Genomic DNA, 25,382 nt, shown 5'->3' with positions numbered 1-25,382 from the left:
AGCCCATCATGATCACCAGCCGCACGCCGTCCATCACAGGCCTTACCGGTCGCCCCGAGCGCCTGCTGATCCTCGGCAGCCTGCTGACCGTGATTGCGATGGTGTGCATCGTCACCTTCCTGCTGATCCGCGAGTACGCCAGTGCGCAGGAAGTCGCCACGCGCCGCGCCACGACCATCGCGCAATTGATCGATGCCGATGTGCTGCGCACCGTCGAGCTGTACGACCTGACGCTGCAAGGGCTGATCGCCGCCGCCCAGCGTGACGACCTGCAGAACGTCTCGCCGCAGATCCGTCATCTGGCGTTGTTCGATCGCTCTGCCACCGCGCGCTTCAAGGGCGACATCCTGCTGCTCGACAAGCATGGCGAGGTGATCGCCGACTCCTCGCGCATCGAAGCGAAACCGGGCAATTTCGCCGACCGCGATTATTTCCTTGCCCACGCCTTCAACCGCGACATCGGCATGTTCATCAGCCGCCCGTTCAAGACCCGCTGCGATTGCGAAGAGGCTGATCAGTGGCGCATCAGCTTCAGCCGGCGCATTTCCTCGCAGACCGGCGAATTCCTCGGCGTAGCAGTGGCGTCGCTGAAACTCGACTACTTCGACGACCTGTTCAAAAGCCTCGACATCGGCACCGACAGTACGTTGAACATCATCAACAGCGATGGCGTGCTGCTTGCGCAGAAGCCGTATCTGCAGAGCGATTCGGTCGGCAAGAGTTTCGGCAACCGCCCCAATGTCGTGCGGATTCTCAACGATCGCGATGGCAGCGGCAGTTTCACCAGCACTTCGAGCATGGATGACCAGCGGCGGCTCTATACCTACTCGCGGGTCGGCAATCTGCCGTTGACCGTGATGGTCGCGCTGTCCAGCGAGGAAGTGTTCGGCACCTGGCGGCGCACGGCGATCCTGATCAGCGGCGCCACCGGCGTGTTGTGCCTGGGGCTGTTGTGGCTGACCTGGCTGCTCGCTCGGGAACTGCGTTTGCGCCATCGCGCCGAACGCGAACTGGCGCAACTGGCTGCCACCGATGACCTGACCGGAGTAGCCAACCGGCGCATGCTCGACCAGACCCTGCGCCACGAATGGTTCCGCGCCCAGCGCTCCGGCCAGCCGCTGTCGGTGATGATGATCGATGCCGACCACTTCAAGGCCTTCAATGATCGCCATGGCCATCAGGCTGGGGATCAGGTGTTGCGTGAACTGGCCAAGGTGATCACGGCGAACGTGCGACGCCCGGCGGATTTGGTCGCGCGGTATGGCGGTGAAGAATTTTCGGTGATTCTCGCCGAGACCGACAGCGCCGGGGCGCAGCAGATCGCCGAGCAGATTCGCCAGGCTGTGGAAAACTTGCCCTGGGTTGAAGGCGCTGAGCGGGCGATGACCGTGAGTATCGGCATTGCTACGTGGACATCGGCGAGCGAGATGACACTGGAGCAGCTGCTGTTTTCAGCGGACAAGGCGCTGTATCAAGCCAAGGAAGGCGGGCGTAATCGCGTTGTAGTGTCAGCCTGATGTTTCCAGGGTGATGGCGCCGCCACCTTCGCGAGCAGGCTCGCTCCCACAGTTGGAATGCATTTCAAAGGTGGGAGCGAGCCTGCTCGCGAAGAGGCCTGATCAGGCACTAGAGAAACCACAGGCATAAAAAAAGGCCATCCGAGGATGGCCTTCAAAAAACTAGAGAGGTTTTTTACTTACACCGCCGCAACCGGGCGCATGTAAGAGATTGGTGCGGTGCTGGCGTCTTCGAACGTCACCACTTCCCACGCGTCTGTCTGCTCAATCAATTTGCGCAGCAGCTGGTTGTTCAGTGCATGACCGGACTTGAAGCCTTTGAACTCACCAATCAGGCTGTTGCCCAGCAGGTACAGGTCGCCAATCGCATCGAGGATCTTGTGTTTGACGAATTCGTCTTCATAACGAAGACCGTCTTCGTTCAACACGCCATCAGCGTCGACCACGATCGCGTTTTCCACGCTGCCGCCGAGTGCGAGGTTGTGCTTGCGCAGGTACTCGATGTCACTCATGAAACCAAAGGTACGGGCGCGGCTGACTTCTTTTACAAACGAAGTGCTGGAAAAATCCACGCTTGCACTCTGGGTGCGGTCCCGGAATACCGGGTGATCGAAATCGATCTCGAAGCTCACCTTGAAGCCTTCGAAAGGGACGAAAGTGGCGCGCTTGTCGCCGTCTTCCACTGTCACTTCACGCAGGATGCGGATGAATTTCTTGGCGGCGTCCTGTTCTTCCAGGCCTGCCGATTGAATCAGGAATACGAAGGGTCCAGCGCTGCCATCCATGATCGGGACTTCGGACGCGGAGAGCTCGACGTAGGCGTTATCGATGCCCAGGCCAGCCATGGCCGAGAGCAAGTGCTCTACCGTGTCCACTTTGACGTCGCCATTGATCAGCGTCGTCGACATAGTGGTTTCACCAACGTTTTCCGCGCGGGCAGGAATCTGCACCACAGGGTCGAGGTCAGCGCGACAAAACACAATGCCAGTGTCGACAGGCGCAGGCTTGAGGGTCAGATAGACCTTCTCACCGGAGTGCAGGCCTACACCTGTGGCACGGATAATATTTTTCAGTGTGCGTTGTTTAATCATGGCTTGGGCCGCTTCAGCGCAAATTGCGAACTGGTATCAACAAAGGCTGGCGATGATAGCAGACCATGCCTTTGCTGAACACCAATCACCTTCATAGCCCTGATACATTCCATCAATCGGCCTGACGACGCAGGAATGCCGGAATGTCCAGGTAATCCAGGTCATCCTGCGGATTCATCTTCGCGGCAGCCGCAGCACCGGCCTGAGCCTGGTTGCGCATGACGGTCGGACGGTCCAGATCACGGTAGTTCACCGCTGGCTGCTCCTGACGGGCCGGAGCCGGTTGTTGCACCTGCGCCGAAGCCATCGAGGTGTGCACGGTGTTGTCGATAACCTTCACAGGCTTCTCGATTTTCGCGCCCAGACCGGTGGCAACCACGGTTACGTGCAGCTCGTCGCGCATGTCCGGATCGATAACGGTACCGACCTTGACCATCGCGTGCTCGGAAGCGAAGGCTTCGATGATCGAACCCACGTCGGAGTACTCACCCAGGGACAGGTCAGGACCGGCGGTGATGTTCACCAGAATGCCGCGCGCGCCTTGCAGGTTGACGTCTTCCAGCAGCGGGTTGCGGATTGCCGCTTCGGTAGCTTCACGTGCACGGTTCGGACCGCTGGCGCAGCCAGTGCCCATCATCGCCATGCCCATTTCGCTCATCACGGTGCGTACGTCGGCGAAGTCGACGTTGATCATGCCCGGACGTTTGATGATGTCGGAGATACCGCGAACGGCACCGGCCAGTACATCGTCAGCCTTGGCGAAAGCCGACAAGAGGCTTGCGTCTTTGCCGAGGATGGTCAGCAGTTTTTCGTTCGGAATGGTGATCAGCGAGTCGACGCTTTCCGAAAGCATGCGAATGCCTTCGTCGGCGATCTGCATACGCTTGCGGCCTTCGAACGGGAACGGACGGGTCACGACCGCAACGGTCAGAATGCCCATTTCCTTGGCCACTTCAGCGATGATCGGCGCTGCACCGGTACCGGTACCGCCGCCCATGCCGGTGGTGATGAACACCATGTTGGTGCCGGCCAGCACTTCAGCGATGCGCTCGCGGTCTTCCAGAGCGGCTTGACGGCCGACCTCAGGATTGGCGCCGGCACCCAGGCCTTTGGTCACGCCGGTGCCCAGTTGCAGGATGGTCCGCGCGCCGATGTTTTTCAGCGCTTGAGCATCGGTGTTGGCGCAGATGAACTCAACGCCTTCGATGTTGCTCTTGACCATGTGATTGACAGCGTTGCCGCCGCCACCGCCGACACCGATAACTTTGATTACCGGGCTTGCGGGGATGTTGTCTACGAGTTCGAACATTTTCCCTCTCCTTACATTCTCTAGTTTTTTCGCCTACTGCTGTTTGTAGCGGTGTATCTACTGCAGTTGCTTGCCGCTTGAAGCTTGTCGCTCCAGGCTGCTTTTAAAAGTTGCCCTGAACCCACTTTTTCAGTCGGTCCAGCAGCGGCGCCTGAGGCTCTTCGCTGTTGTAGCTGTCGCGGCTGCCGATGCCGGAGAACGAAACTCCGTCGGACTGCTTCTGCAGGCCGTACATCAACAAACCAACGCCAGTGGAATAAATCGGGTTGCGCACCACGTCATCCAGACCTTTCACGCCATGCGGCACACCGAGGCGCACCGGCATGTGGAAGATCTCTTCGGCCAGTTCAGTGGCGCCTTCCATTTTCGACGTACCACCGGTGAGCACGATGCCCGCCGGGATCAGGTCTTCGTAGCCGCTGCGACGCAGCTCGGCCTGGATCAGGGTGAACAGTTCGTCGTAACGCGGCTCGACCACTTCGGCCAGGGCCTGACGCGACAGTTCGCGCGGTGGACGGTCGCCGACGCTCGGCACCTTGATGGTTTCGCCGGCACCGGCCAGTTTGGCCAGGGCGCAGGCGTAACGGATCTTGATCTCTTCGGCGTACTGGGTCGGGGTGCGCAACGCCATGGCGATGTCGTTGGTCACCTGATCACCGGCAATCGGGATTACGGCGGTGTGACGGATCGCGCCTTCGGTGAAGATCGCGATGTCGGTGGTGCCGCCGCCGATGTCGACCAGACACACGCCCAGTTCTTTTTCGTCGTCGGTCAGCACCGAGTAGGCCGAGGCCAGTTGCTCAAGAATGATGTCGTCGATTTCCAGACCGCAGCGACGCACGCATTTTTCAATGTTCTGTGCAGCGTTGACGGCGCAGGTGACCACGTGAACCTTGGCTTCCAGACGCACGCCGGACATGCCCAGCGGCTCACGCACGCCTTCCTGGTTATCGATCACGTAATCCTGCGGCAGGGTGTGCAGCACGCGCTGGTCAGCCGGTATCGCTACGGCCTGAGCGGCGTCGAGCACACGCTCAAGGTCAGCCGAGCTGACTTCGCGATCACGGATCGCAACGATGCCGTGGGAATTCAGGCTGCGGATGTGATTGCCGGCCACGCCGACGAACGCGGAGTGAATGCGGCAGCCGGCCATCAGTTGGGCTTCTTCGATCGCGCGCTGGATCGACTGCACGGTGGATTCGATGTTGACCACCACGCCCTTCTTCAGACCGCGGGACGGATGCGTGCCGATCCCGACGATTTCCAGCTGGCCGTCGTCCGCGACCTCGCCTACCAGCGCCACCACTTTGGAGGTGCCGATATCCAGACCGACGATCATTTTGCCGCTTTGCACGTTTGCCATGGGTCCTGCCTCTTCTTAATTCTTTGCGACAGCGGGTTGGGCTGTCGTCGGCGCTACGGGTTCCCGCCAGCCAACAGCGAGGCCGTTGGCGTAGCGCAGATCGATGCGCGCAATGTTCGTAATCTGCTCTTTCAGCGTCTTGTCATAGATGGCGATGAAGCGGCGCATCTTTTCCACCAGGTTGCCGCGTCCCAGCAGCAACTCGATGCCGGGGCCGGAACTGCCGGCACCGGTGGTCAGGAACCAGCTGCCGCGTTCACGCAATTCCAGGCGTGCAATCGAAAAACCCAGCGGCCGCAGCAGTTGGCTCAGCACCTGATACTGCTGCATCACCTGCTGCTGAGCCCGTTGTGGGCCGAACAGCTGCGGCAGGTGTTCGTAGTTCGCCAGCTCTCTGGGGGTAAATGCCTGACCCTGATTGTTCAGCAGCGACTCGTCGCCCCATCGGGCCACCGGCAATTGCTCTTCGAGGCGGATCACCACCTGGTCCGGCCACACCCGGCGCACTTCGGCATGAGCGATCCATGGCATCTGTTCCAGCTCTTTGCGCATGCCGGCGAGGTCGATGGTGAAGAAGCTCGACGCCACGAACGGCGCGATTCGCTGCTGCACCGCCTGCTGGCTGATGTAACTCAGGTCGCCCTGCACCGCGACCTTGCTGATCGGCCGGTCGGCGTACGGCAGCAGACGCTGCGCGCCTTCGTAGGTGCCAAAGCCCAGCGCCACCAGCAGCACTGGCCAGAACAGGCTTTTCAGAAAGCTGAAATTGGCTTTCGGCAGGCGCGCGGACATCGGCTCTTTCGCCACCATTCGGCTGGCACCCCGCGGCACCGGCTTGCGGCCGGGTGCGGGTGGCTGATGTCTGAGATGAGCGCCTTGCATGGTCTTAACCTCGCGCCTCTGTTGCGCCTGCGTCTTCAACGCTGGCGGCCAGAATGGCCAGAACCAGTTGCTGGAAATCCAGACCGGCAGCCCGCGCCGCCATCGGCACCAGGCTGTGATCGGTCATGCCCGGTGCGGTATTGACTTCGAGGAACCAGAACTGCCCGTCGGCGTCCTGCATCACGTCCGCCCGGCCCCAACCGGCGATACCCAGCGCCTCACAGGCCTTGGCCGTGAGTTCCATGAGTTCCTGTTCCTTGGCCGCGTCAAGCCCGCACGGAATGCGGTACTGGGTATCGTTGGCGATGTACTTGGCGTCGTAGTCGTAGAACGTGTGCGGTGTACCCAGGGCGATAGGAGGCAACACCTGGTCACGCAGGGTGGCGATGGTGAACTCCGGACCTTGAATCCATTGCTCGACCAACACTTGCGAATCGTAGGTACTGGCCGCTTTCCATGCGTCGATCAACTCGGACGCAGAATTCACTTTGGCCATCCCGATACTTGAACCTTCATGCGCCGGTTTGACGATCAAAGGCAGGCCCAGTTCCGTCGCTGCGGAAATACAATCGGCTTCGCTGCACAGTACGGCGTGACGCGGCGTCGGAATCCCGAGACTGTGCCAGACCTGCTTGGTGCGCAGCTTGTCCATCGCCAGTGCCGAGGCGAGGATGCCGCTGCCGGTGTACGGGATGTCCGCGCACTCGAGCAGGCCCTGCATGCTGCCGTCTTCACCGCCGCGACCGTGGAGAATGATGAACGCGCGGTCGATCTTTTCGCTGAGCAGACGCTGCAGGAAGTCTTCGCCCACATCGATGCCGAACGCGTCGACGCCAGCGCTTTGCAGCGCTTCGAGCACGGCGTTGCCGGATTTCAGCGAAACCTCACGCTCGGCACTCAGGCCGCCGAAGAGCACGGCGACGCGGCCGAAGTCTTTCGGCGCGATGGTGGAGAACAGCTTGGCGTAGGCAGCAGTCATTTCAACTTCCCCTCGACCGGCGCCGCCACGGCGCCGGCGAACAATTCACTTTTCAACAGCTTCGGCGCGAGACCGCCGATATCACCAGCGCCCTGGCACAGCAGAATGTCGCCGGCGCGCAGCAGCGGCTTGACCAGCGGCGCCAGGTCAACGCCCCGCTCGATGTAGATCGGGTCGAGCTGACCGCGCTGGCGGATGCTGTTGCACAGCTTGCGGCTGTCGGCGCCCGGGATCGGCTCTTCGCCGGCCGGATAGACTTCCATCAGCAGCAGCACGTTGGCGTCGGCCAGTACATTGACGAAGTCGTCGTACAGATCACGGGTGCGGCTGTAGCGATGCGGCTGGTAGACCATCACCAGACGACGCTCCGGCCAGCCACCGCGCACGGCTTTGATCACCGCAGCGACTTCGGTCGGGTGGTGCCCGTAGTCGTCGACCAGCATCACGTTGCCGCCGTCCACCGGCAGTTCGCCGTAGACCTGGAAGCGCCGACCAACACCCTGGAAGCCCGACAGGCCCTGAACGATGGCTTCATCGCTGACGCCTTCGTCGGTGGCGATGCAGATGGTCGCCAGCGAGTTGAGCACGTTGTGGTTGCCGGGCATGTTCACCGACACGTCCAGCGGCTCGCGATCCGGGCGCAGCACGGTGAAGAACGTCTGCATGCCTTGCTGGCGCACATTGATTGCGCGCACGTCGGCATCTTCGCTGAAGCCATAGGTCACGGTCGGACGTTTCACCAGCGGCAGGATTTCACGCACCACCGGATCGTCCAGGCACATCACCGCCAGCCCGTAGAACGGCAGGTTGTGCAGGAATTCGACGAAGGTTTTCTTCAGTTTGTTGAAGTCACCGTCGTAGGTCGCCATGTGGTCGGCGTCAATGTTGGTGACCACGGCCACCAGCGGCTGCAGATGCAGGAAGCTCGCATCACTTTCGTCGGCTTCGGCGATCAGGTAACGGCTGGTGCCAAGCTGGGCATTGGTGCCCGCTGCATTCAGGCGACCACCGATAACGAACGTCGGGTCCAGGCCACCGGCGGCGAACACCGAAGCGATCAGGCTGGTGGTGGTGGTTTTGCCGTGGGTACCGGCGACGGCAATACCGTGGCGATAGCGCATCAGTTCGGCGAGCATTTCGGCACGCGGCACCACTGGAATGCGGCGCTCAAGGGCAGTCGCCACTTCCGGGTTGGACGTGTTCACTGCGCTCGACACCACCAGCACGTCGGCGGTAGCGGCGTTCTCGGCACGGTGACCGATGAAGATCTGCGCGCCAAACGACTCCAGGCGTTCGGTGACCGGGGACGCTTTCAGGTCGGAACCGGAGACTTGATAGCCCAGGTTCAACAACACTTCAGCGATACCGCACATGCCCACGCCGCCGATGCCGACGAAGTGGATGCGACGGATGCGGCGCATTTCCGGTTGTGGCATGGCTTTCTGATTCTCAACCATGGGCCACCTCCAGACAGGTATCGACCACGCTACGGGTGGCATCGGGTTTGGCCAGTCGGCGGGCCGCTTGGGCCATTGCTTCGAGTCGTTGCGGTTGCATCAAGACCTCTGTCAGGCGCGCGGCAAGATCCGCGGCACCAGTCGTTCTTTGCGGCATCAGGAAGGCAGCGCCTTCGCGGGCCAAATAATCGGCGTTGCGGGTCTGGTGATCGTCGATCGCGTGGGGCAAAGGCACCAGCATCGAGGGCAGACCGGCGGCCGCCAGCTCACTGATGGTCAACGCGCCAGCGCGGCACACCACCAGGTCAGCCCAGCCATAGGCCTGGGCCATGTCTTTGATGAACGGCTGCACCTGCGCTTCCACACCCACGGCGCGGTAACGCTCGGCAGTCACTTCATCGTGATTTTTGCCGGCCTGATGAAACACTTCCGGGCGCAGGTCGGCAGCGACTTGGGCCAGGGCTTCAGGCAGCAATTTGTTCAACGGTTCTGCGCCCAGGCTGCCGCCAAGGATCAGCAAACGCGCTTTGCGCCCGGCCAGTGCCGGCCGCGATGTGTCGAGGAACAGCTCGCTGCGCACCGGATTTCCGGTGGTACGGCGGCTGTCCGACAGAGTAAAGGTGTCGGGGAACGCTTCACACACTCGGGCGGCGAACGGCACCAGCAACCGATTGGCGGTGCCGGCGACAGCGTTCTGCTCGTGAACGATCACCGGCACGCCAGCCAGTTTCGCGGCAAGACCACCAGGGCCAGTCACATAACCGCCGAAGCCGACCACGCACACCGGCTTCAGACGGCGCATGATCGCCCGCGCCTGCCACACCGACTTCAGCAGCATCAGCGGCGCCTTGAGCAGCGACAGCTTGCCCTTGCCGCGCAGACCGCTGGCGTTGATGCGGTGCAGTTCAAGTCCTGCCGCCGGAACCAGTTCGTTTTCGATCCCGCGTGGCGTGCCGAGCCAGTGCACGGTGTAGCCGCGCGCCTGAAACTCGCGGGCACAGGCCAGCGCCGGGAACACGTGACCGCCGGTACCGCCGGCCATGATCAATACGTTAGCGCCCATGAGTCGGCTCCTCGGCGAAGTCGCTCTCCTGGAATTCCATCTCTTCGCTGCCCAGGTGGGTCCGACTCTCCCACTCGATGCGCAGCAACAGACCCAGACAGGCGCAGCAGATCACCAGCGAGCTGCCGCCGTAACTGAGGAACGGCAAGGTCAGCCCCTTGGTTGGCAGCAGGCCGACGTTCACACCGATGTTGATCAGGAACTGACCAATCCACAGGAACGACAAGCCGTAAGCCACGTAAGCGGCAAAGAACTGCTTGGCCTTCTCCGCCCACAGGCCGATGTACATGCCGCGAATACACACGAACACGAACAGCGCGACGGTGCACAGCGAACCGACCGCACCGAGTTCTTCGGCGAGTACCGAGAACACGAAGTCGGTATGCGCTTCCGGCAGGTAGAACTGCTTCTGCACGCTGTTGCCCAAGCCGACGCCCAGCCACTCGCCGCGACCAAACGCGATCAAGGCCTGCGACAACTGATAACCGGCGCCGAACTGGTCGGCCCACGGGTCGGCGAAGTTGGTCAGACGCGCCATTCGATAGGGCTGCATCTGGATCAGCAAAACCACCGCGCCAACCGCCAGCACCACCATCAGCGAGAAACGGAACAGCCCGACCCCGCCAAGAAACAGCATCGCCGCCGCCGCGCCCATCATGACTACGGTGGCACCGAAGTCCGGTTCCATCAGCAACAGACCGGCCATCGGCAGCAGGACGATGAACGGCTTGAAGAAGCCCATCCAGCTTTCGCGTACTTCTTTCTGCCGGCGCACCAGATAACCGGCGAGGTAGATCACCACGAACACCTTGGCGATTTCCGACGGCTGCACGTTGAAGAAGCTGAAACCGATCCAGCGCATCGAACCGTTCACTTCGCGACCGATGCCGGGAATGATCACCATCACCAGCAGGCCGAACGCACCGATCAGCATCATCCAGCCGAGGCGCTGCCAAGTGGCGATCGGGATCATCATGGTGACAATGCACGCGCCCAGACCCAGCACCACATAGATAAGGTGGCGAATCATGTAATACAGCGGACTGCCCGACTGCGCCGCCGCCACTTCGGTGGACGCCGAAGCGATCATGATCAGGCCGAGACCAAGCAGCGCCAGGCAACCGGCGAGCATCGGGAAGTCGAGGTCGATGCCACGCCCGGTGATCAGCGGCGACGGGTACGGCTTGATGATGTTTCTCAGGTTCATGCCAGTTCCTCCACAGCGCGGACGAACTGGTGACCACGGTCTTCGTAATTCTTGAACATGTCGAAACTGGCGCAGGCCGGCGACAGCAGCACCACATCGCCCGGTTGGGCAGCGGCGCGGCATTGCGCAACAGCGTCGATCAGCGAGCTCGCGCGAATCAGCGGTACGGCGTCGCCAATGGCTGCGCCGATCTTGTCGGAGTCGCGGCCCATCAGCACCACAGCGCGGCAGTTGGCCGCCACCGGATCACGCAGATCATTGAATTCGGCGCCTTTGCCGTCACCGCCGGCGATCAGAATGACCTTGCCGTCGATGTCTGCGCCCAAACCTTCGATGGCGGCCAGAGCGGCGCCAACGTTGGTGGCTTTGGAATCGTTGTAATAGGCCACGCCGTCGAGATCGCGCACCCACTGGCAGCGATGCTCAAGGCCGGCAAACGTACGCAATGCAGAGAGCATGGCGTCGAACGGCAGGCCCACCGCGTGCCCCAGTGCCAATGCGGCGAGAGCGTTGGACTGGTTGTGCGCGCCGCGAATCTTCAGTTCACGCACCGGCATCAGGTTCTGGAATTCGAAGGCGAGGTACTTCTCGCCGTCTTCTTCGCGAATGCCGAACGCCTTGAAATCCGGTTTGCTCAGGCCAAAGGTCCAGCATGGCTGGCCTTCGCCGATCAATGGACGGCTCAGGGCATCCTGACGGTTGACCACAAACTGCTTCGCGCCCCGGAAGATCCGGTGCTTGGCCAGGTGATAGGCCGGCAGACCGCTGTAGCGATCCATGTGGTCTTCGCTGATGTTCAGTACGGTGGCGACTTCGGCGTTGAGCTGGTCGGTGGTTTCCAGCTGGAAACTCGACAACTCCATGACGTACAACTCGACATCATCGCTGAGCAGATCCAGCGCCGGCGTGCCTAGGTTGCCGCCAACGGCGACGCGCTTGCCGGCCGCAGCCGCCATCTCGCCGACCAGAGTAGTGACGGTGCTTTTGGCGTTGGAACCGGTGATCGCGACGATCGGCGCCCGCGCATTACGCGCGAACAGTTCGATGTCGCCGGACATTTTCACGCCACGGGCAGCGGCGGCTTGCAGGGCCGGGGTCGCCAGCGCCAGGCCGGGGCTCACGTAGAGCTCGTCGGCACGGCAGAGGAATTCGACGTCCAGCTCGCCACAACGCACTTCCACGTGCGGATAGTCACGTTTGAGCGTGGCCAGTTCCGGTGGATTTTCCCGCGTGTCGGCCACAGCAAACGACGTGCCCCGGTTCGCCAGGAAGCGAACCAGGGACATGCCGCTCTTGCCGAGGCCGACAACGATGCGGAAGTGGTCAGAAGCGATCAGAGACACTCGTTCTACCTCAGCTTCAGGGTGGCAAGGCCGACCAGGACGAGAATCACGGTGATGATCCAGAAACGGACGATCACGCGCGGCTCGGGCCAGCCCTTGAGTTCAAAGTGGTGGTGAATCGGCGCCATGCGGAACACGCGGCGACCGGTCAGCTTAAAGGAGGCAACCTGAATGACCACTGACAGGGTTTCCATCACGAACACGCCGCCCATGATGAACAGGACGATTTCCTGACGGACGATCACCGCGATGGTGCCCAGTGCCGCGCCGAGTGCCAGGGCACCGACGTCGCCCATGAACACTTGCGCCGGATAGGTGTTGAACCAGAGGAAACCGAGGCCGGCACCGATCAGCGCACCGCAGAACACGATCAATTCGCCCGCGCCCGGCACGTAAGGAATCAGCAGGTATTCGGCGAATTTCACGTTACCCGACAGGTAGCAGAAAATCCCCAGGCCGCCGCCGACCATCACAGTTGGCATGATCGCCAGGCCGTCGAGGCCGTCAGTCAGGTTGACCGCGTTGCTCGAACCGACAATCACAAAGTAGGTCAGCACGATGAACCCGGCGCCCAGAGGAATGCTGTAGTCCTTGAGCATCGGCAGGATCAGCGTGGTTTCCACCGGCGTCGCGGCAGTCATATAAAGGAAGATCGCAGCGCCGAGGCCGAACACCGACTGCCAGAAATATTTCCAGCGGCTCGGCAGGCCACGGGAGTTTTTCTCGATGACTTTGCGATAATCGTCGACCCAGCCGATGGCGCCGAACAGCAGGGTCACCAGCAGCACCACCCAGACGTAGCGGTTGCTCAAGTCAGCCCAGAGTAGAGTGCTGACGCCGATCGACGACAGAATCAGCGCGCCACCCATGGTCGGCGTGCCGGATTTGGACAGATGCGATTGCGGGCCGTCGTTACGTACCGATTGGCCGATCTGACGGTTCTGCAGAGTACGGATCATCCACGGGCCATAGCACAGCGACAAGACCAGCGCGGTCAGTACACCGAGAATCCCGCGCAGGGTCAGGTACTGGAAGACCGCGAAGCCTTTGTAGAACTGTTGCAGATACTCCGCTAGCAGCAGCAGCATTAATGTTTCTCCAGACTGGACCCGCACAGAGCCGCAACGATGTTTTCCATCGCTGCGCTGCGCGAACCCTTGATCAAAATGGTGGTGTTTGTGTCCTGCTCGGCGGCGAGGGCCTGGATCAGCTCGGCCTGGGTGCCGAAGTGCTGCGCCTGCTCACCGAAAGCGTTTACCGCGTGGACCATGTTCGGCCCGACCGCGTAAAGCGCGGAAACCTTGCCTCGGGCGTACTCGCCCACGTCGCGGTGCCCCTGCTCCGCCCAGTCGCCCAACTCGCCGATATCCCCGAGCACCAGGACGGTGCGGCCGGAAAAGCCGGCGAGTATATCAACGGCCGCGCACATCGAGGTGGGGTTTGCGTTGTAGGTGTCATCGATCACGCGCATGCCGTTTTTCGCCAGTTGCGCGACGGTGCGCCCCTTGACCGGTTGCACCGCGCCCAGCCCAGTGGCGATGCCGAACAGCGACACGCCCAAGGCGTGGGCAGCAGCGGCGGCAGCCAGGGCATTGGCGACGTTATGGGTACCGAGCAGGTTCAGTTGCACGCGCTCGCTACCTTCAGGCGTGTGCAGGTTGAACGCCGGGCAACCACGGGCATCAGTGGCCAGATCGCTGGCGTGGAAATTCGCCTCGCTGTTGCTGAGAGCGAAGGTCAGCACCTGACGACCGGCAGCGCGGGTCTTCCAGATACCGAAAGCCTTGTCATCGAGGTTGAGCACGGCGATGCCATCGGCGGCCAGACCCTCGATGATTTCGCCTTTGGCTTCGACGATTTTTTCCGGACCGCCGAACTCACCGACGTGAGCGGTGCCGGCGTTGTTCAGGATCGCTACGTGCGGCTTGGTCAGCCCGACGGTGTAGGCGATTTCACCGAGACGCGAGGCGCCCAGTTCGATTACGGCGGAGGTGTGCTCCGGCGCCAGTTCGATCAGGGTCAGCGGTACGCCGAGGTCGTTGTTCAGATTGCCACGGGTCGCCAGCACCGGACCGCGGGTACGCAGGATGCTCGCGAGCATTTCCTTGACCGTGGTCTTGCCGCTGGAACCGGTCACCGCTGCCACGGGCTGGGTGAACGCGGCACGGTTCAACGCGCCGAGTTGGCCCAGCGCCTGACGGGTGTCCTTGACCAGTAATTGCGGCAGCGCGCTGTCGGCGACTTCGCGCTCGACCAGTGCCGCCACGGCGCCTTTGCCGGCAACGTCGTTCAGATAATCATGACCGTCGAAACGCGGGCCGGTCAGGGCGATGAACAACTGGTCGGGCTGGATCGCACGGCTGTCGATACTGACGCCGTCGAAACTCACGTCAGCGCCGATCAAACGGGCCTCGAGTGCGTTGGTCAGTGCGCTGAGTGTCAGGGCCTTAAGCATGGGCCACCTCCCACGCGGTCAGGGCATGATCGGCCTCGACCAGATCGGAAAACGCATGGCGCACGCCGTTGATTTCCTGATAGTCCTCGTGACCTTTGCCGGCCAGCACAATCACGTCGTCAGCGGTTGCGCCGGCAATCAATTGCGCAATGGCCTGACCGCGACCGGCGACGAAGGTGACTTTATCCACAGCGGTGAAACCGGCACGGATGTCGTCGAAAATCACCGCAGGATCTTCGGTGCGCGGGTTGTCGTCGGTGACCAGCACTTGGTCAGCCAGACGCTCGACCACTTCGGCCATCAACGGGCGTTTGCCACGATCGCGATCACCGCCGCAGCCGAACAGGCACAGCAGTTGGCCTTTGACGTGCGGGCGCAGTGCGGTGAGAACTTTTTCCAGCGCATCGGGCGTGTGGGCGTAATCGACCACCACCAGCGGCTGCGTGCCGCCACCCAGACGCTGCATGCGCCCGGCCGGGCCTTCGAGCTTCGGCAGCACTTTGAGAATTTCGTCGAGGGCGTAATCCAGACCGAGCAAGGCGCCGACTGCCGCCAGCACGTTGCTCAGGTTGAAACGCCCGAGCAGCGTGCTGCGCAGGTGGTGCTCGCCTTGCGGCGTTACCAGCGTGGCGCGTACGCCGTGGTCGTCGAACTGCGCTTCGCGGCAAAACAGGTAGGCGCTGCTGTCGAGCAGGCTGTAGGTGATCAAACGCGACTCGCGTTTTTCCGCCGCCAGTTGCCGGCCGAAATCGTCGTCGAGGTTGACCACGCGGCACTTCAGGTCATTCCAGGCGAACAGCCGGGCCTTGGCCTCGGCGTACGCCTGCATGGTGCCGTGATAATCCAGGTGATCGCGGGACAGGTTGGTCATCACCGCCACGTCGAAGGCCAGCGCGGTGACCCGGCCCTGATCCAGACCGTGGGACGAGACTTCCATGGCCACGGCTTTCGCGCCGGCCTTTTTCAGGTCACCCAGGGTCGCTTGCACGGCAATCGGGTTCGGCGTGGTGTGCAGGCCGCTTTCCAGCGCGCCATAGAAGCCGGAACCCAGCGTACCGACGATGCCGCAATGCTGGCCGAGCAGATCCAGCGCCTGCGCGACCAATTGGGTCACGCTGGTCTTGCCATTGGTGCCAGTGACGCCGATCAGGTTCAGATGGTGACTCGGCTCACCGTAAAAACGCCCGGCGATGTCCGACAGCTGCGCCGCCAGCCCCTTGACCGGAATCAGCGGCACGTCAGTGATCGGCAGCACGGTGGCGCCTTCGACTTCATAAGCCACGGCAGCCGCGCCGCGTTGCAAGGCATCGGCGATGTGCGCACGGCCATCGAAGCGGCCACCGGGCACGGCGAGAAACAGATCGCCGGCGCGCACGTTGCGGCTGTCCAGCGCCAGTTCACGGATCAACAGATCGTGGCCGGCGTGGGGGAATATCTTGTTCAGACTTAATGACATCAGCCGCGCCCTCCATTGGCTTTCAGCGGAACGACCGGGGTGGCATTGGCCTGTTGGGTGGTCGGCAGGTTGTCCGGGGTCACGTTCATCAGGCGCAGGGTGCCGGACATCACACGGCTGAACACCGGCGCCGACACCAGGCCACCGAAGTAACCGGCCTTGGTCGGTTCATCAATCACCACAACAATCGCGTAACGCGGATCGCTCATCGGGCCGAAGCCGGCGAACAGCGAACGGTAGGAGTTTTCCGCGTAGCCCTTGGTGCCGACCGAGGTCTTGCGCGCGGTACCCGACTTGCCGCCGACGTGATAAGCCGGCACCTGCGCACGGAACACTCCGCGCGGCGCTTCGATCACTTGCTGCAACATGCCCTGCATGGTTTTCGCCACGGCTTCCGGCAGCACTTGGGTGGTCTGCGGCATCTTGTCGGTTTTGATCAGGGTCAGCGGCGCGAGGCGGCCGTTGTTGGCCAGCGCCGAGAACGCGTGCACCAACTGGATCGCGGTCACGGAAATACCGTAGCCGTAAGACAAGGTTGCAGTTTCAGCCTTGCGCCATTCGCGGTAGTTGGGCAGATTGCCAACACGTTCGCCGGGGAAGCCCAGGCCGGTGTCCTGACCGAGGCCGACTTTCTGCGCCAGACGGAAAATCGTTTCGCCGCCGATATCGAAGGCGACTTTACTCATGCCGACGTTACTGGAATTGATCAGGATGCCGGTCAGATCGAGCACCGGCCCTTCGGTCTTCGACACGTCTTTGATGGTGTATTTGCCGATCTGCAACGAGCCGGGATACACCTCGACGGTGTCGCTCGGTTTCCAGCGGCCGGTTTCGATCGCCGCGCTCATGGAAATGGCTTTCATGGTCGAACCCGGCTCGAACACGTCGATCATCGCGCGGTTGCGCATCATCGCCGGTTGCAGGTTGCGACGGTTGTTCGGGTTGTAGGTCGGCTGGTTGACCATGGCCAGGATCTCGCCGGTCTTCACGTCCATGATCACCAGACTGCCGGCCTTGGCGCCGTTCTCGATGATCGCGTTGCGCAGTTCGCGGTTGGCCAGGTATTGCAGACGCAGATCAATCGACAACGCCAAGGGCTTGCCGGCCTTGGCGTTTTTGGTGACCTGAACATCCTTGATCAGCCGGCCACGGCGATCCTTGATGACTTGTCGCTTGCCCGGCACCCCGGCCAGCCATTCGTCATAGGCCAGCTCGACACCTTCGCGACCGTGATCGTCGATATCGGTAAAGCCGACCATGTGCGCGGTGACTTCACCGGCCGGGTAGAAGCGGCGGAACTCTTCGATGCCATAGACGCCGGGCACTTTCAGATCGAGCACAGCCTGGCCCTGCTCGGGGGTCAGCCCGCGCACCAGATAAATGAATTCTTTGTTGGCCTGGGCTTCGAGGCGTTCGCTCAGCGCTTTCGGGTTCTGGCCCAACGCGGCGGCAAGTGCCGGCCACTTCTCTTTGGCCGACTGCATTTCCTTGGCGTTGGCCCACAGCGTGGTCACCGGCGTACTGACCGCCAGAGGCTCGCCGTTACGGTCGGTGATCAGGCCACGGTGCGCCGGAATCGGAATGTGCCGCAGGCTGCGCGCGTCGCCCTGACCTTTGAGGAAGTCACGGTCGACCACTTGCAGGTCGATGATGCGCCAGCAGATCGCCGCGACCATCAGACCTAGCAGCGCCACCATCAGGCGGAAGCGCCATGGGAACAGTGCGCCTTCGAGTTTCATCATGGCGCCACCATTTTCACGTCAGCCGCGCCAGGGATGTGCATCTTCAGTTGTTCGGTGGCCAGCACTTCGATGCGGCTGTGCGCAGTCCAGGTGCTCTGCTCGAGAATCAGCCGGCCCCATTCGGCCTGCGCCTTGTCGCGCACGCTGAGTTCGTTATAAAGCGTGTTGAGCAATTGCCGGTTCCAGTGCGCGCTGTACGACACGGCAATGGCCGAAAACAGCACGCCGATAAACAGCAACAGCATCAGAAAGCTGCCGCCGGGCAGGGGTTTGGCGAAAAGCTTGCTCACCGCAACTTCTCCGCGACACGCATGACGGCGCTACGGGAACGTGGGTTGGCTTTGAGTTCGGCGTCGGAGGCCGTCTGCGCTTTGCCGTGGATTTTGATTTTCGGTTCGAAGGCGACGTGGCGAACCGGCAGATTGCGCGGCAGATTATCCGCCTCGCCTTTCACCAGTTTGCGCATGAACAGTTTGACGATGCGGTCTTCCAGCGAGTGGAAGCTGATGACCACAAGACGGCCGCCAACTTCCAGCGCGTCCAGCGCGGCGTCGAGGCCGGCTTCAAGATCGCCGAGTTCGTTGTTGACGTGAATGCGCAAACCCTGAAATGCGCGGGTGGCCGGGTTCTTGCCCTTTTCCCACGCCGGGTTGGCGACTTTCAGCACTTCGGCCAGATCGGCGGTGCGCTCGAACGGCTTGATGTCACGGCGCTCGGCGACGGCACGGGCCATACGCCCTGAGAAACGCTCTTCGCCGTATTCCTTGAACACCCGGGCGATTTCTTCCACCGGCGCGGTGTTGACGAATTCGGCAGCGCTGATACCACGGGACGGGTCCATGCGCATGTCCAGCGGCCCGTCATTGAGGAAACTGAAGCCGCGCTCGGCGTCATCGAGCTGCGGCGACGACACACCGAGGTCGAGCAGAATGCCGCTGACCTTGCCGGCCAGCCCCTGCTCGGCAACCACCGAACCGAGCTCGGCAAAGCTGCGCTGCACAACGACAAAGCGGCCGTCTTCGGCCGCTAGCGTTTGCCCGGTGGCAATCGCTTGAGGATCCTTGTCGAATCCGATGAGTCGACCGTCCGGCCCGAGCTGGCTGAGGATCAACCGACTGTGCCCGCCGCGCCCGAACGTGCCGTCCAGATAGCAGCCATCAGGACGTACGGCGAGAGCCTCGACGGCTTCGTCAAGCAGTACGGTGATGTGGTTAAAGCCGCTATCAATAGTCACAGGATCAAATCACGCAGTTCATCAGGCATCGCGCCCGGTTGTTGAATAGCAGCAAGGTCAGCGGCAGATACCGCATTCCATGCATCCTCGTCCCACAATTGGAACTTGTTCAGTTGGCCGACCAGCATCGCGCGCTTATCGAGCTTGGCGTATTCGCGCAAACGCGGCGGAACCAGGAAACGACCACTGCCATCGAGTTCGAGGTCGACGGCATTACCAATCAATAAACGTTGCAGGCGACGGTTCTCTTCGCGAAGCGAAGGGAGTGCGCGCAACTTGGTTTCAATAATTTCCCACTCATCGAGTGGATAGACACACAGGCACGGATCAACGGCATCAATGGTCACGATCAATTGACCGGAACTGCGCGAATCGAGCTCGTCACGGTACCGGCTCGGCATGGCGAGACGGCCCTTTGCATCGAGACTGATAGCGTTAGCTCCGCGAAACACGTCAGCGTTTCTCCAATTTTTATCGTTTTGAGCTCAAAAAACCCACTTCATGCCACTTTCCGCCACTTGCGCACACTATAGGAATGCGCCCACCACACCGTCAAGGCGCGGATTAAAGGAAAAGCCTTACAGAACGGAGATTTAGCGACGTAAAAGGAGGCGCAACGAGAATCTGACGTGAAGTTTCGACCAATAACTTGATGCAGCACTGAAAGCTGCGCTCGAAAGTTAAAGTAGTTTGTTAAGAGTAAGATTTTTTCGGTATTACAAAGGCGCTTCGGCTGTTGATTGAAGCAGGGTGGGAAAAGGCTATTACCGCGTTTGCCGCTGCCGGAGTTTCAGACCAGGCCGGCTGATATTACACAGCCGCGTCTTCTTTGTTTCAAGCAGGGAAAGAAAAAGGTGGAGAGTCGATCTGTAAGCCGGGTTCTGTCTTGAACAGTCATTCGTCTACGATGGCCATCACTGGACATCTTTAGCAACCTACCCGGTCCCAGCGCGGGCCACGCCTTGGGACCCTATTTGGTCTTGCTCCAAGTGGGGTTTACCTAGCCACGAACTGTTGCCAGACGTGCGGTGCGCTCTTACCGCACCTTTTCACCCTTACCGGCGCTTGCGCGCTTAGGCGGTTATTTTCTGTGGCACTTTCCGTAGGCTCACGCCTCCCAGGCATTACCTGGCACTTCGCCCTATGGAGCCCGGACTTTCCTCCCCCCTCTAATTTTCATAGAGGGCAGCGACTGTCCGATCGACTCTCCGCCGCGAAGGTTAACGGCAGAGCGCCGGAAGAACAAGCGCTAAAACCCTCATGAACGCCATGGGCGACGGCTTACACGCCTTTCTGTTTATCCAGCGCCACCTGATACAGCACGTTTTTGCGCTCGCCGGTGATTTGCGCTGCCAGCGCGGCGGCGCGCTTGAGCGGCATTTCCTCCAGAAGCAGATCGAGGATGCGCATGGCTTCACTGCTGACCGCGTCTTCCGACTCCGGCGCGGTCCAGCCGGCCACCAGCACTACGCACTCGCCGCGCTGCTGATTGCTGTCGGACTCGACGAACGCACGCAGTTCGCCGAGCGGCAGGCCTTTGAGGGTTTCGAAGGTTTTGGTGATTTCCCGCGCCAGCAGAGCCTGACGCTCGCCGCCAAACACTGCTTCCATATCCTGCAGGCATTCGAGAATGCGATGCGGCGCTTCATAGAAAATCAATGTGCGCGGCTCTTCTTTAACCGCTTCCAGACGCGCCTTGCGTCCGACCGACTTGGCCGGCAGAAAGCCTTCGAAGATAAAACGGTCGGACGGCAAGCCCGCCGCCGACAGCGCTGCGATCAACGCACAGGCACCCGGCACCGGCACCACGTTGATCCCGGCCGCACGGGCCTGACGCACCAGGTGATAGCCCGGATCGGAAATCAGCGGCGTGCCGGCATCGGAGATCAGCGCGACGTCGTCGCCCGCCAGCAACCGGGTAATAAAGCGGCTACCCTCATCCCGTTCGTTGTGTTCGTGACATGCGGCCAGCGGCGTGCCGATGCCGAAGTGCTGCATCAGGCGCGCCGAATGCCGCGTGTCTTCCGCTGCAATCAGGGCCACTTCACGAAGGATCTTCAACGCCCGGGCGCTGATGTCGTCCAGGTTGCCGATGGGCGTCGCCACCACATAAAGCGAGCCAGCAGCGGAATTCAAAGGACCTGGAGCAGTCAAAGCGCACACCTCGTGATCGGTAAAAGCGGCCATTGTAGCGCGTCATGAGGTTTGCGATGCGCTCCGGCCGAGCGCGGTTTTTCGCCCGGTTGTGCGCTGCCGCAACATTTACTCCAGCTAAATTGACCGATTCACGCCAGTAACATCGCGCCCCGGCCAGTGCTTGGGTACAATTCCACGCTAATTTGATCGAGTATCAGGAACACTTACATGATCGCTTGCCTGCGGCTGTTCACTGCCCTCTGCCTCGCTGCCTTGTTGGCCGCGTGTGCCAGCTCCCCTTCCTCCAGCCTTGGCGAACTTCCACGGACTCCGGACGCCAGCATCGAGCAACTGCTCGAACAGGCTGCCCAGGCTAAAACCCCGGAACAAGCCGCCCTGCTGCGCCTGAGCGCGGCGGACCAGGCTTACCGCCAAGGCAATGCCGGCCAGTCCGCGCAAATCCTGCAACAAGTGCCGGTGGAGCAACTCAAGCCAGGCCAGCAGATTTTCGCCAATACGCTGTCCGCCGAACTGGCCATGACGCGCAATCAGCCGAAAGCTGCGCTGACCGCCCTGAGCCATCCAAGCTTCCAGAAGCTCGGGGAAATGCCGGAAGAGCAGCAAGTGCGCACTGGCACTGTTCACGCCCGCGCCCTTGAAGCCGATGGCCAGACGCTGGCCGCTGCCCGTGAGCGTGTGTTCATTGCACCGATGCTGGAAGGCGAAGCGGCGAGCAAGAACCACGAAGCGATCTGGACCCTGATCGCGTCGCTGCCAACCGATCAATTGCAACCGAACAACACCGACGATCTCGGCGGCTGGATGGCGCTGGCGCAAGCGGTGAAAACCGCAGGCACGCTGGAACAGCAACAAGCCGCGATCGACAACTGGCGTGCGCAGAATCCAAAGCACCCGGCGGCTGTCAACCTGCCGCTGCCGCTGACCAAGCTCAAGGAACTGGCCAGCCAGCCACTGAGCAAAATCGCCCTGCTGCTGCCACAGGACGGCCAGTTGGCGTCGGTCGGCAAAGCGCTGCGTGAAGGCTTCATGGCCGCGCATTATCAGGCGCAACAGGCCGGCCAGAACCCACCTGCCATCGAGTTCTACGACAGCTCGAAGCTGACTTCGATGGACGAGTTCTATCGCAAGGCTCAGGCTGACGGCGTGCAACTGGTAGTCGGCCCGCTGGAAAAACCACTGGTCAAGCAACTGAGCACTCGCCCGCAACTGCCAATCACCACCCTGGCGCTGAACTACAGCGAAGGCGAGCAAGGCCCGGCGCAACTGTTCCAGTTCGGCCTCGCTGCTGAAGATGAAGCTCGCGAAGTCTCCCGTCGCGCCCGCGCCGATGGCCTGCATCGCGCCGCGATCATGGTGCCGAAAGGCGAATGGGGCGATCGCGTCCTGCGTGCCTTCAGCCAGGACTGGCAAGCCAATGGCGGCAGTATTGTTGCCACCGAGCGTGTCGATCAGCCGGTGCAACTGGCCCAGCAGATCGCCGACATGTTCCAGCTGCGTCAGAGCGAAGCTCGCGCGAAGAGCCTGCAGAATGTTGCCGGCACCAATGTCGCCGCCCAGCCTTCGCGTCGCCAGGACATCGAATTCATCTTCTTGGCCGCCACGCCGCAACAGGCCCAGCAGATCAAGCCGACCCTGAACTTCCAGTACGCCGGTGACGTGCCGGTCTACGCGACTTCCCACGTGTACAGCGCCAGCGGCGACGTCAATCAGTACAACGACATGAACGGCATTCGCTTCTGCGAAACCCCATGGCTGCTGGAAACCAGCGATCCGCTGCGCCAGCAGGTGGCTGCGCAATGGCCGCAAGCCAATGGCAGCCTCGGTCGCCTGTATGCCATGGGCGCCGACGCCTATCGCCTGGCACCGCGCCTGGGCCAACTCAAGGCCCTGCCGGACAGCCGCATCGAAGGTCAGTCGGGCAGCCTCGGCATGACCCAGACCCAACGCGTAGTGCGCCAGTTGCCATGGGCACAGTTCGTCAGCGGTCAGGTGCAGCGCCTGCCGGACACACCGCGCTGATGCCCGACAGGTCACGCTCGCAAAGCGGCAAGGATGCCGAGCGCCAGGCGCTCGAACATCTGCAACAACAAGGTCTGCGCCTGCTGGCGCAGAACTGGTTATGCAAACGCGGCGAGCTTGATCTGGTCATGCTTGATGGCGATACAGTAGTATTCGTTGAAGTTCGCTACAGAAAAAACACTCAATGGGGTGGCGCGCTCGCCAGTATCGACGAGCGCAAGCAGCAGAAACTGATCTTTGCAGCACAGTATTTTCTTCAGCGCGAGTCGCGTTGGGCCAATTCCCCCTGCCGCTTCGATGTGGTGGCGATCGACAGCCACCCGAATCAGCTGAACTGGTTGCAGAATGCTTTCGACAGTTGATCGCCTGCACCCTGCCCTGTTTTCGTCCGACACATTTTGCTCTTTGTTTTGCCGGCTGCACATTCACGTGCCGAACAGCCGCGCCACTTAAGGTCACACAGATGGACATGCAATCCCGAATTCGCCAGCTTTTCCAGGCCAGTATCGACACCAAGCAACAGGCGATGGACGTACTTGCACCGCACATCGAGCAAGCCAGCCAGATCATGGTCAACGCCCTGCTCAACGAAGGCAAAATGCTCTCGTGCGGCAACGGTGGTTCGGCCGGCGATGCCCAGCATTTTTCTTCGGAGCTGCTCAACCGCTTCGAGCGCGAGCGTCCGAGCCTGCCGGCGATTGCGCTGACTACCGACACTTCGACGATCACCTCGATCGCCAACGATTACAGCTACAACGAAGTGTTCTCCAAGCAGATCCGCGCGCTCGGCCAGCCGGGCGATGTGTTGCTGGCGATTTCGACCAGCGGCAACTCGGCGAACATTATTCAAGCGATCCAGGCCGCACATGATCGCGAAATGATTGTCGTAGCTTTGACCGGACGCGATGGCGGCGGCATGGCGTCGCTGCTGTTGCCCGAGGACGTCGAGATTCGCGTACCGGCCAACGTCACTGCACGTATTCAGGAAGTCCACTTGCTGGCGATCCATTGCCTTTGCGATCTGATCGACAGCCAACTGTTCGGGAGTGAAGAATGACCCCTAATCGCCTTGGCCTTCTGGCCTTGACCCTGTGCCTCGGCATCAGCGGCTGCACCTCGGTGGTGAACGCCAGCCGTGAGGCGCCGATCGAAGACGACCGCGGCACGCGTACCTTCGGCAGCAAGATCGACGACTCGCTGATCGAAACCAAAGCAGGCGTGAACATCGCCAAGGCCGATCCGGCACTGGACAACGACTCGCACATTGTCATCACCAGCTTCAACGGCGTCGTCCTGCTCGCCGGCCAGACTCCGCGCGAAGACCTCAAGGCCAAAGCCGAACAGGCCGCCGCCAACGTCCAGCGCGTGAAGAAGGTGCACAACGAGCTGCAAGTGCTGCAACCGTCCTCCCTGCTCGCGCGCCAGAACGACGCGTGGCTGACCACCAAGATCAAGACCCAGATGCTCACCGACGCCAGCATTCCTGGCTCGCGCATCAAAGTCGTGACCGAGAACGGCATCGTCTACCTGCTGGGTCTGCTGACCAAACAGGAAGCCACCCAGGCAACCAATCTGGTTCAGGGTGTGTCTGGTGTGCAGAAGATTGTGAAGCTGTTCGAATACATCGACTGACCGTAAAAGGCAGACACAAAAAAGGCGATCCATCCGGATCGCCTTTTTTTATTTCACAACCTTCAAACTTGGCCGGCCACTCGGGCGTGGCGGCTCGCTGCCCGGTGGCGGCGAGTCGTCATCCGGATCGATGTCTTCCTCGTCGTCCATCGGCAACTCGAGGTCAAACACCATGCCCTGGCCGTTCTCACGCGCATAAATGCCCAGGATCGCGCTGATTGGCACGTAGAGACTGTGCGGAACACCGCCGAAGCGGCCTTCGAACGTCACCACGTCGTTATCCATGTGCAGATGACGCACGGCACTCGGCGAGATGTTCAGGACGATCTGGCCGTCACTGGCAAAACCCTGTGGCACCTGCACCGCCGGGTACTCGGAGTTGACCAGCATGTGCGGGGTGCAATCGTTATCCACAATCCACTCGTAGAGCGCGCGGACCAGATAAGGTCGACTGGAGTTCATAGCGGCTCCTTAAG

23 protein-coding genes and 1 other RNA gene are annotated in these 25,382 nt (G+C 61.4%); 5 read left to right on the top strand and 19 right to left on the bottom strand.

The genetic code is table 11. The annotated features are described in order from the left end of the window. The first annotated feature begins 8 nt into the window (after positions 1-8). Positions 9-1,517, top strand: a complete 1,509-nt coding sequence (locus D8U71_RS16195) for a sensor domain-containing diguanylate cyclase (protein WP_130888200.1) — start codon at positions 9-11, stop codon at positions 1,515-1,517. 179 nt (positions 1,518-1,696) lie between these two features. Here D8U71_RS16195 and lpxC read toward each other — a convergent pair whose 3' ends face one another. From lpxC to rsmI, 18 genes are all read right to left on the bottom strand, one after another. Next, on the bottom strand, positions 1,697-2,608 hold the full coding sequence (gene lpxC / locus D8U71_RS16190; protein WP_007916984.1) for a UDP-3-O-acyl-N-acetylglucosamine deacetylase: 912 nt from the start codon (positions 2,606-2,608) through the stop codon (positions 1,697-1,699). Positions 2,609-2,720: 112 nt separating this feature from the next. Further along, the gene (ftsZ, locus tag D8U71_RS16185; RefSeq protein WP_016773283.1) at positions 2,721-3,917 is read right to left on the bottom strand and encodes a cell division protein FtsZ; all 1,197 of its coding nucleotides are present in this window, start codon (positions 3,915-3,917) and stop codon (positions 2,721-2,723) included. 103 nt (positions 3,918-4,020) lie between these two features. Next, positions 4,021-5,280, bottom strand: coding sequence for a cell division protein FtsA (ftsA, locus tag D8U71_RS16180; protein WP_130888199.1), 1,260 nt, complete (start codon positions 5,278-5,280; stop codon positions 4,021-4,023). Between the two features lie 15 nt (positions 5,281-5,295). Then, the gene (locus D8U71_RS16175) at positions 5,296-6,162 is read right to left on the bottom strand and encodes a cell division protein FtsQ/DivIB (protein WP_016773281.1); all 867 of its coding nucleotides are present in this window, start codon (positions 6,160-6,162) and stop codon (positions 5,296-5,298) included. A gap of 4 nt (positions 6,163-6,166) precedes the next feature. Next, on the bottom strand, positions 6,167-7,141 hold the full coding sequence (locus tag D8U71_RS16170) for a D-alanine--D-alanine ligase (protein ID WP_130888198.1): 975 nt from the start codon (positions 7,139-7,141) through the stop codon (positions 6,167-6,169). Beyond that, positions 7,138-8,598: a UDP-N-acetylmuramate--L-alanine ligase gene (gene murC, locus D8U71_RS16165; protein ID WP_039761387.1), complete on the bottom strand. Its 1,461-nt coding sequence runs from the start codon at positions 8,596-8,598 to the stop codon at positions 7,138-7,140. The genes D8U71_RS16170 and murC overlap by 4 nt, the downstream gene beginning before the upstream one ends. Next, entirely contained in the window at positions 8,591-9,661 is a 1,071-nt protein-coding gene (murG, locus tag D8U71_RS16160) for an undecaprenyldiphospho-muramoylpentapeptide beta-N-acetylglucosaminyltransferase (protein ID WP_016773277.1), read from the bottom strand. Before murG ends, murC begins: the two co-directional genes overlap by 8 nt. Continuing rightward, positions 9,651-10,862 (bottom strand): putative lipid II flippase FtsW, encoded by a 1,212-nt coding sequence (gene ftsW, locus D8U71_RS16155; RefSeq protein WP_172667897.1) that lies wholly within the window; start codon positions 10,860-10,862, stop codon positions 9,651-9,653. Before ftsW ends, murG begins: the two co-directional genes overlap by 11 nt. A 2-nt stretch (positions 10,863-10,864) precedes the next feature. Beyond that, complete coding sequence (murD, locus tag D8U71_RS16150) at positions 10,865-12,211, bottom strand: UDP-N-acetylmuramoyl-L-alanine--D-glutamate ligase (RefSeq protein WP_130888197.1); 1,347 nt, start codon at positions 12,209-12,211, stop codon at positions 10,865-10,867. A 5-nt stretch (positions 12,212-12,216) separates the two neighbouring features. Continuing rightward, positions 12,217-13,299 carry a phospho-N-acetylmuramoyl-pentapeptide-transferase gene (gene mraY / locus D8U71_RS16145; protein ID WP_016773275.1) on the bottom strand — a complete coding sequence of 361 codons (1,083 nt, stop codon included), beginning with the start codon at positions 13,297-13,299 and terminating at the stop codon, positions 12,217-12,219. Continuing rightward, positions 13,299-14,666 carry a UDP-N-acetylmuramoyl-tripeptide--D-alanyl-D-alanine ligase gene (murF, locus tag D8U71_RS16140; RefSeq protein ID WP_130888196.1) on the bottom strand — a complete coding sequence of 456 codons (1,368 nt, stop codon included), beginning with the start codon at positions 14,664-14,666 and terminating at the stop codon, positions 13,299-13,301. The genes mraY and murF overlap by 1 nt, the downstream gene beginning before the upstream one ends. Further along, the gene (locus D8U71_RS16135) at positions 14,659-16,122 is read right to left on the bottom strand and encodes a UDP-N-acetylmuramoyl-L-alanyl-D-glutamate--2,6-diaminopimelate ligase (RefSeq protein WP_016773271.1); all 1,464 of its coding nucleotides are present in this window, start codon (positions 16,120-16,122) and stop codon (positions 14,659-14,661) included. Before D8U71_RS16135 ends, murF begins: the two co-directional genes overlap by 8 nt. Beyond that, a complete protein-coding gene (locus tag D8U71_RS16130; RefSeq protein ID WP_174823877.1) occupies positions 16,122-17,861 on the bottom strand; it encodes a penicillin-binding protein 2 in 1,740 nt (579 codons plus the stop codon). The genes D8U71_RS16135 and D8U71_RS16130 overlap by 1 nt, the downstream gene beginning before the upstream one ends. After that, positions 17,861-18,154, bottom strand: coding sequence for a cell division protein FtsL (gene ftsL, locus D8U71_RS16125; protein WP_016773269.1), 294 nt, complete (start codon positions 18,152-18,154; stop codon positions 17,861-17,863). The genes D8U71_RS16130 and ftsL overlap by 1 nt, the downstream gene beginning before the upstream one ends. Beyond that, on the bottom strand, positions 18,151-19,092 hold the full coding sequence (gene rsmH, locus D8U71_RS16120) for a 16S rRNA (cytosine(1402)-N(4))-methyltransferase RsmH (RefSeq protein ID WP_125925733.1): 942 nt from the start codon (positions 19,090-19,092) through the stop codon (positions 18,151-18,153). Before rsmH ends, ftsL begins: the two co-directional genes overlap by 4 nt. A 2-nt stretch (positions 19,093-19,094) precedes the next feature. After that, a complete protein-coding gene (mraZ, locus tag D8U71_RS16115) occupies positions 19,095-19,550 on the bottom strand; it encodes a division/cell wall cluster transcriptional repressor MraZ (RefSeq protein WP_007917012.1) in 456 nt (151 codons plus the stop codon). A 402-nt stretch (positions 19,551-19,952) separates the two neighbouring features. Then, positions 19,953-20,306, bottom strand: an RNA gene (gene rnpB, locus D8U71_RS16110) — RNase P RNA component class A. A gap of 73 nt (positions 20,307-20,379) precedes the next feature. Continuing rightward, on the bottom strand, positions 20,380-21,285 hold the full coding sequence (rsmI, locus tag D8U71_RS16105; RefSeq protein ID WP_130888195.1) for a 16S rRNA (cytidine(1402)-2'-O)-methyltransferase: 906 nt from the start codon (positions 21,283-21,285) through the stop codon (positions 20,380-20,382). Between the two features lie 177 nt (positions 21,286-21,462). Between rsmI and D8U71_RS16100 the strand changes: the two genes are divergently transcribed. From D8U71_RS16100 to D8U71_RS16085, 4 genes are all read left to right on the top strand, one after another. Beyond that, positions 21,463-23,274, top strand: coding sequence for a penicillin-binding protein activator (locus D8U71_RS16100; RefSeq protein ID WP_122603712.1), 1,812 nt, complete (start codon positions 21,463-21,465; stop codon positions 23,272-23,274). Then, positions 23,274-23,636 carry a YraN family protein gene (locus D8U71_RS16095; protein ID WP_016773265.1) on the top strand — a complete coding sequence of 121 codons (363 nt, stop codon included), beginning with the start codon at positions 23,274-23,276 and terminating at the stop codon, positions 23,634-23,636. The genes D8U71_RS16100 and D8U71_RS16095 overlap by 1 nt, the downstream gene beginning before the upstream one ends. A 101-nt stretch (positions 23,637-23,737) precedes the next feature. Beyond that, entirely contained in the window at positions 23,738-24,331 is a 594-nt protein-coding gene (locus D8U71_RS16090) for a phosphoheptose isomerase (RefSeq protein WP_008082788.1), read from the top strand. Continuing rightward, positions 24,328-24,906, top strand: a complete 579-nt coding sequence (locus D8U71_RS16085) for a BON domain-containing protein (RefSeq protein ID WP_024014250.1) — start codon at positions 24,328-24,330, stop codon at positions 24,904-24,906. The genes D8U71_RS16090 and D8U71_RS16085 overlap by 4 nt, the downstream gene beginning before the upstream one ends. A gap of 48 nt (positions 24,907-24,954) precedes the next feature. On the opposite strand, the gene D8U71_RS16080 is transcribed toward D8U71_RS16085, so the two are convergent. Then, positions 24,955-25,368 carry a ClpXP protease specificity-enhancing factor gene (locus D8U71_RS16080; protein ID WP_016773263.1) on the bottom strand — a complete coding sequence of 138 codons (414 nt, stop codon included), beginning with the start codon at positions 25,366-25,368 and terminating at the stop codon, positions 24,955-24,957. Positions 25,369-25,382: the final 14 nt, after the last annotated feature.

Origin of the sequence: Pseudomonas sp. Sample_21, from assembly GCF_004307525.1 — a bacterium.
Lineage (GTDB): Bacteria > Pseudomonadota > Gammaproteobacteria > Pseudomonadales > Pseudomonadaceae > Aquipseudomonas > Aquipseudomonas atacamensis.
The sequence above is the reverse complement of the archived record's forward strand: the minus strand, read 5'-3'. Positions and strand labels throughout refer to the sequence as shown.

Coding starts and splice junctions, on each gene's coding strand:
- D8U71_RS16195 (WP_130888200.1), top strand. CDS start 9: ATGATCACCAGCCGCACGCCGTCCATCACAGGCCTTACCGGTCGCCCC.
- lpxC (WP_007916984.1), bottom strand. CDS start 2,608: ATGATTAAACAACGCACACTGAAAAATATTATCCGTGCCACAGGTGTA.
- ftsZ (WP_016773283.1), bottom strand. CDS start 3,917: ATGTTCGAACTCGTAGACAACATCCCCGCAAGCCCGGTAATCAAAGTT.
- ftsA (WP_130888199.1), bottom strand. CDS start 5,280: ATGGCAAACGTGCAAAGCGGCAAAATGATCGTCGGTCTGGATATCGGC.
- D8U71_RS16175 (WP_016773281.1), bottom strand. CDS start 6,162: ATGCAAGGCGCTCATCTCAGACATCAGCCACCCGCACCCGGCCGCAAG.
- D8U71_RS16170 (WP_130888198.1), bottom strand. CDS start 7,141: ATGACTGCTGCCTACGCCAAGCTGTTCTCCACCATCGCGCCGAAAGAC.
- murC (WP_039761387.1), bottom strand. CDS start 8,598: ATGGTTGAGAATCAGAAAGCCATGCCACAACCGGAAATGCGCCGCATC.
- murG (WP_016773277.1), bottom strand. CDS start 9,661: ATGGGCGCTAACGTATTGATCATGGCCGGCGGTACCGGCGGTCACGTG.
- mraY (WP_016773275.1), bottom strand. CDS start 13,299: ATGCTGCTGCTGCTAGCGGAGTATCTGCAACAGTTCTACAAAGGCTTC.
- murF (WP_130888196.1), bottom strand. CDS start 14,666: ATGCTTAAGGCCCTGACACTCAGCGCACTGACCAACGCACTCGAGGCC.
- D8U71_RS16135 (WP_016773271.1), bottom strand. CDS start 16,122: ATGTCATTAAGTCTGAACAAGATATTCCCCCACGCCGGCCACGATCTG.
- D8U71_RS16130 (WP_174823877.1), bottom strand. CDS start 17,861: ATGAAACTCGAAGGCGCACTGTTCCCATGGCGCTTCCGCCTGATGGTG.
- rsmI (WP_130888195.1), bottom strand. CDS start 21,285: ATGGCCGCTTTTACCGATCACGAGGTGTGCGCTTTGACTGCTCCAGGT.
- D8U71_RS16100 (WP_122603712.1), top strand. CDS start 21,463: ATGATCGCTTGCCTGCGGCTGTTCACTGCCCTCTGCCTCGCTGCCTTG.
- D8U71_RS16095 (WP_016773265.1), top strand. CDS start 23,274: ATGCCCGACAGGTCACGCTCGCAAAGCGGCAAGGATGCCGAGCGCCAG.
- D8U71_RS16090 (WP_008082788.1), top strand. CDS start 23,738: ATGGACATGCAATCCCGAATTCGCCAGCTTTTCCAGGCCAGTATCGAC.
- D8U71_RS16085 (WP_024014250.1), top strand. CDS start 24,328: ATGACCCCTAATCGCCTTGGCCTTCTGGCCTTGACCCTGTGCCTCGGC.
- D8U71_RS16080 (WP_016773263.1), bottom strand. CDS start 25,368: ATGAACTCCAGTCGACCTTATCTGGTCCGCGCGCTCTACGAGTGGATT.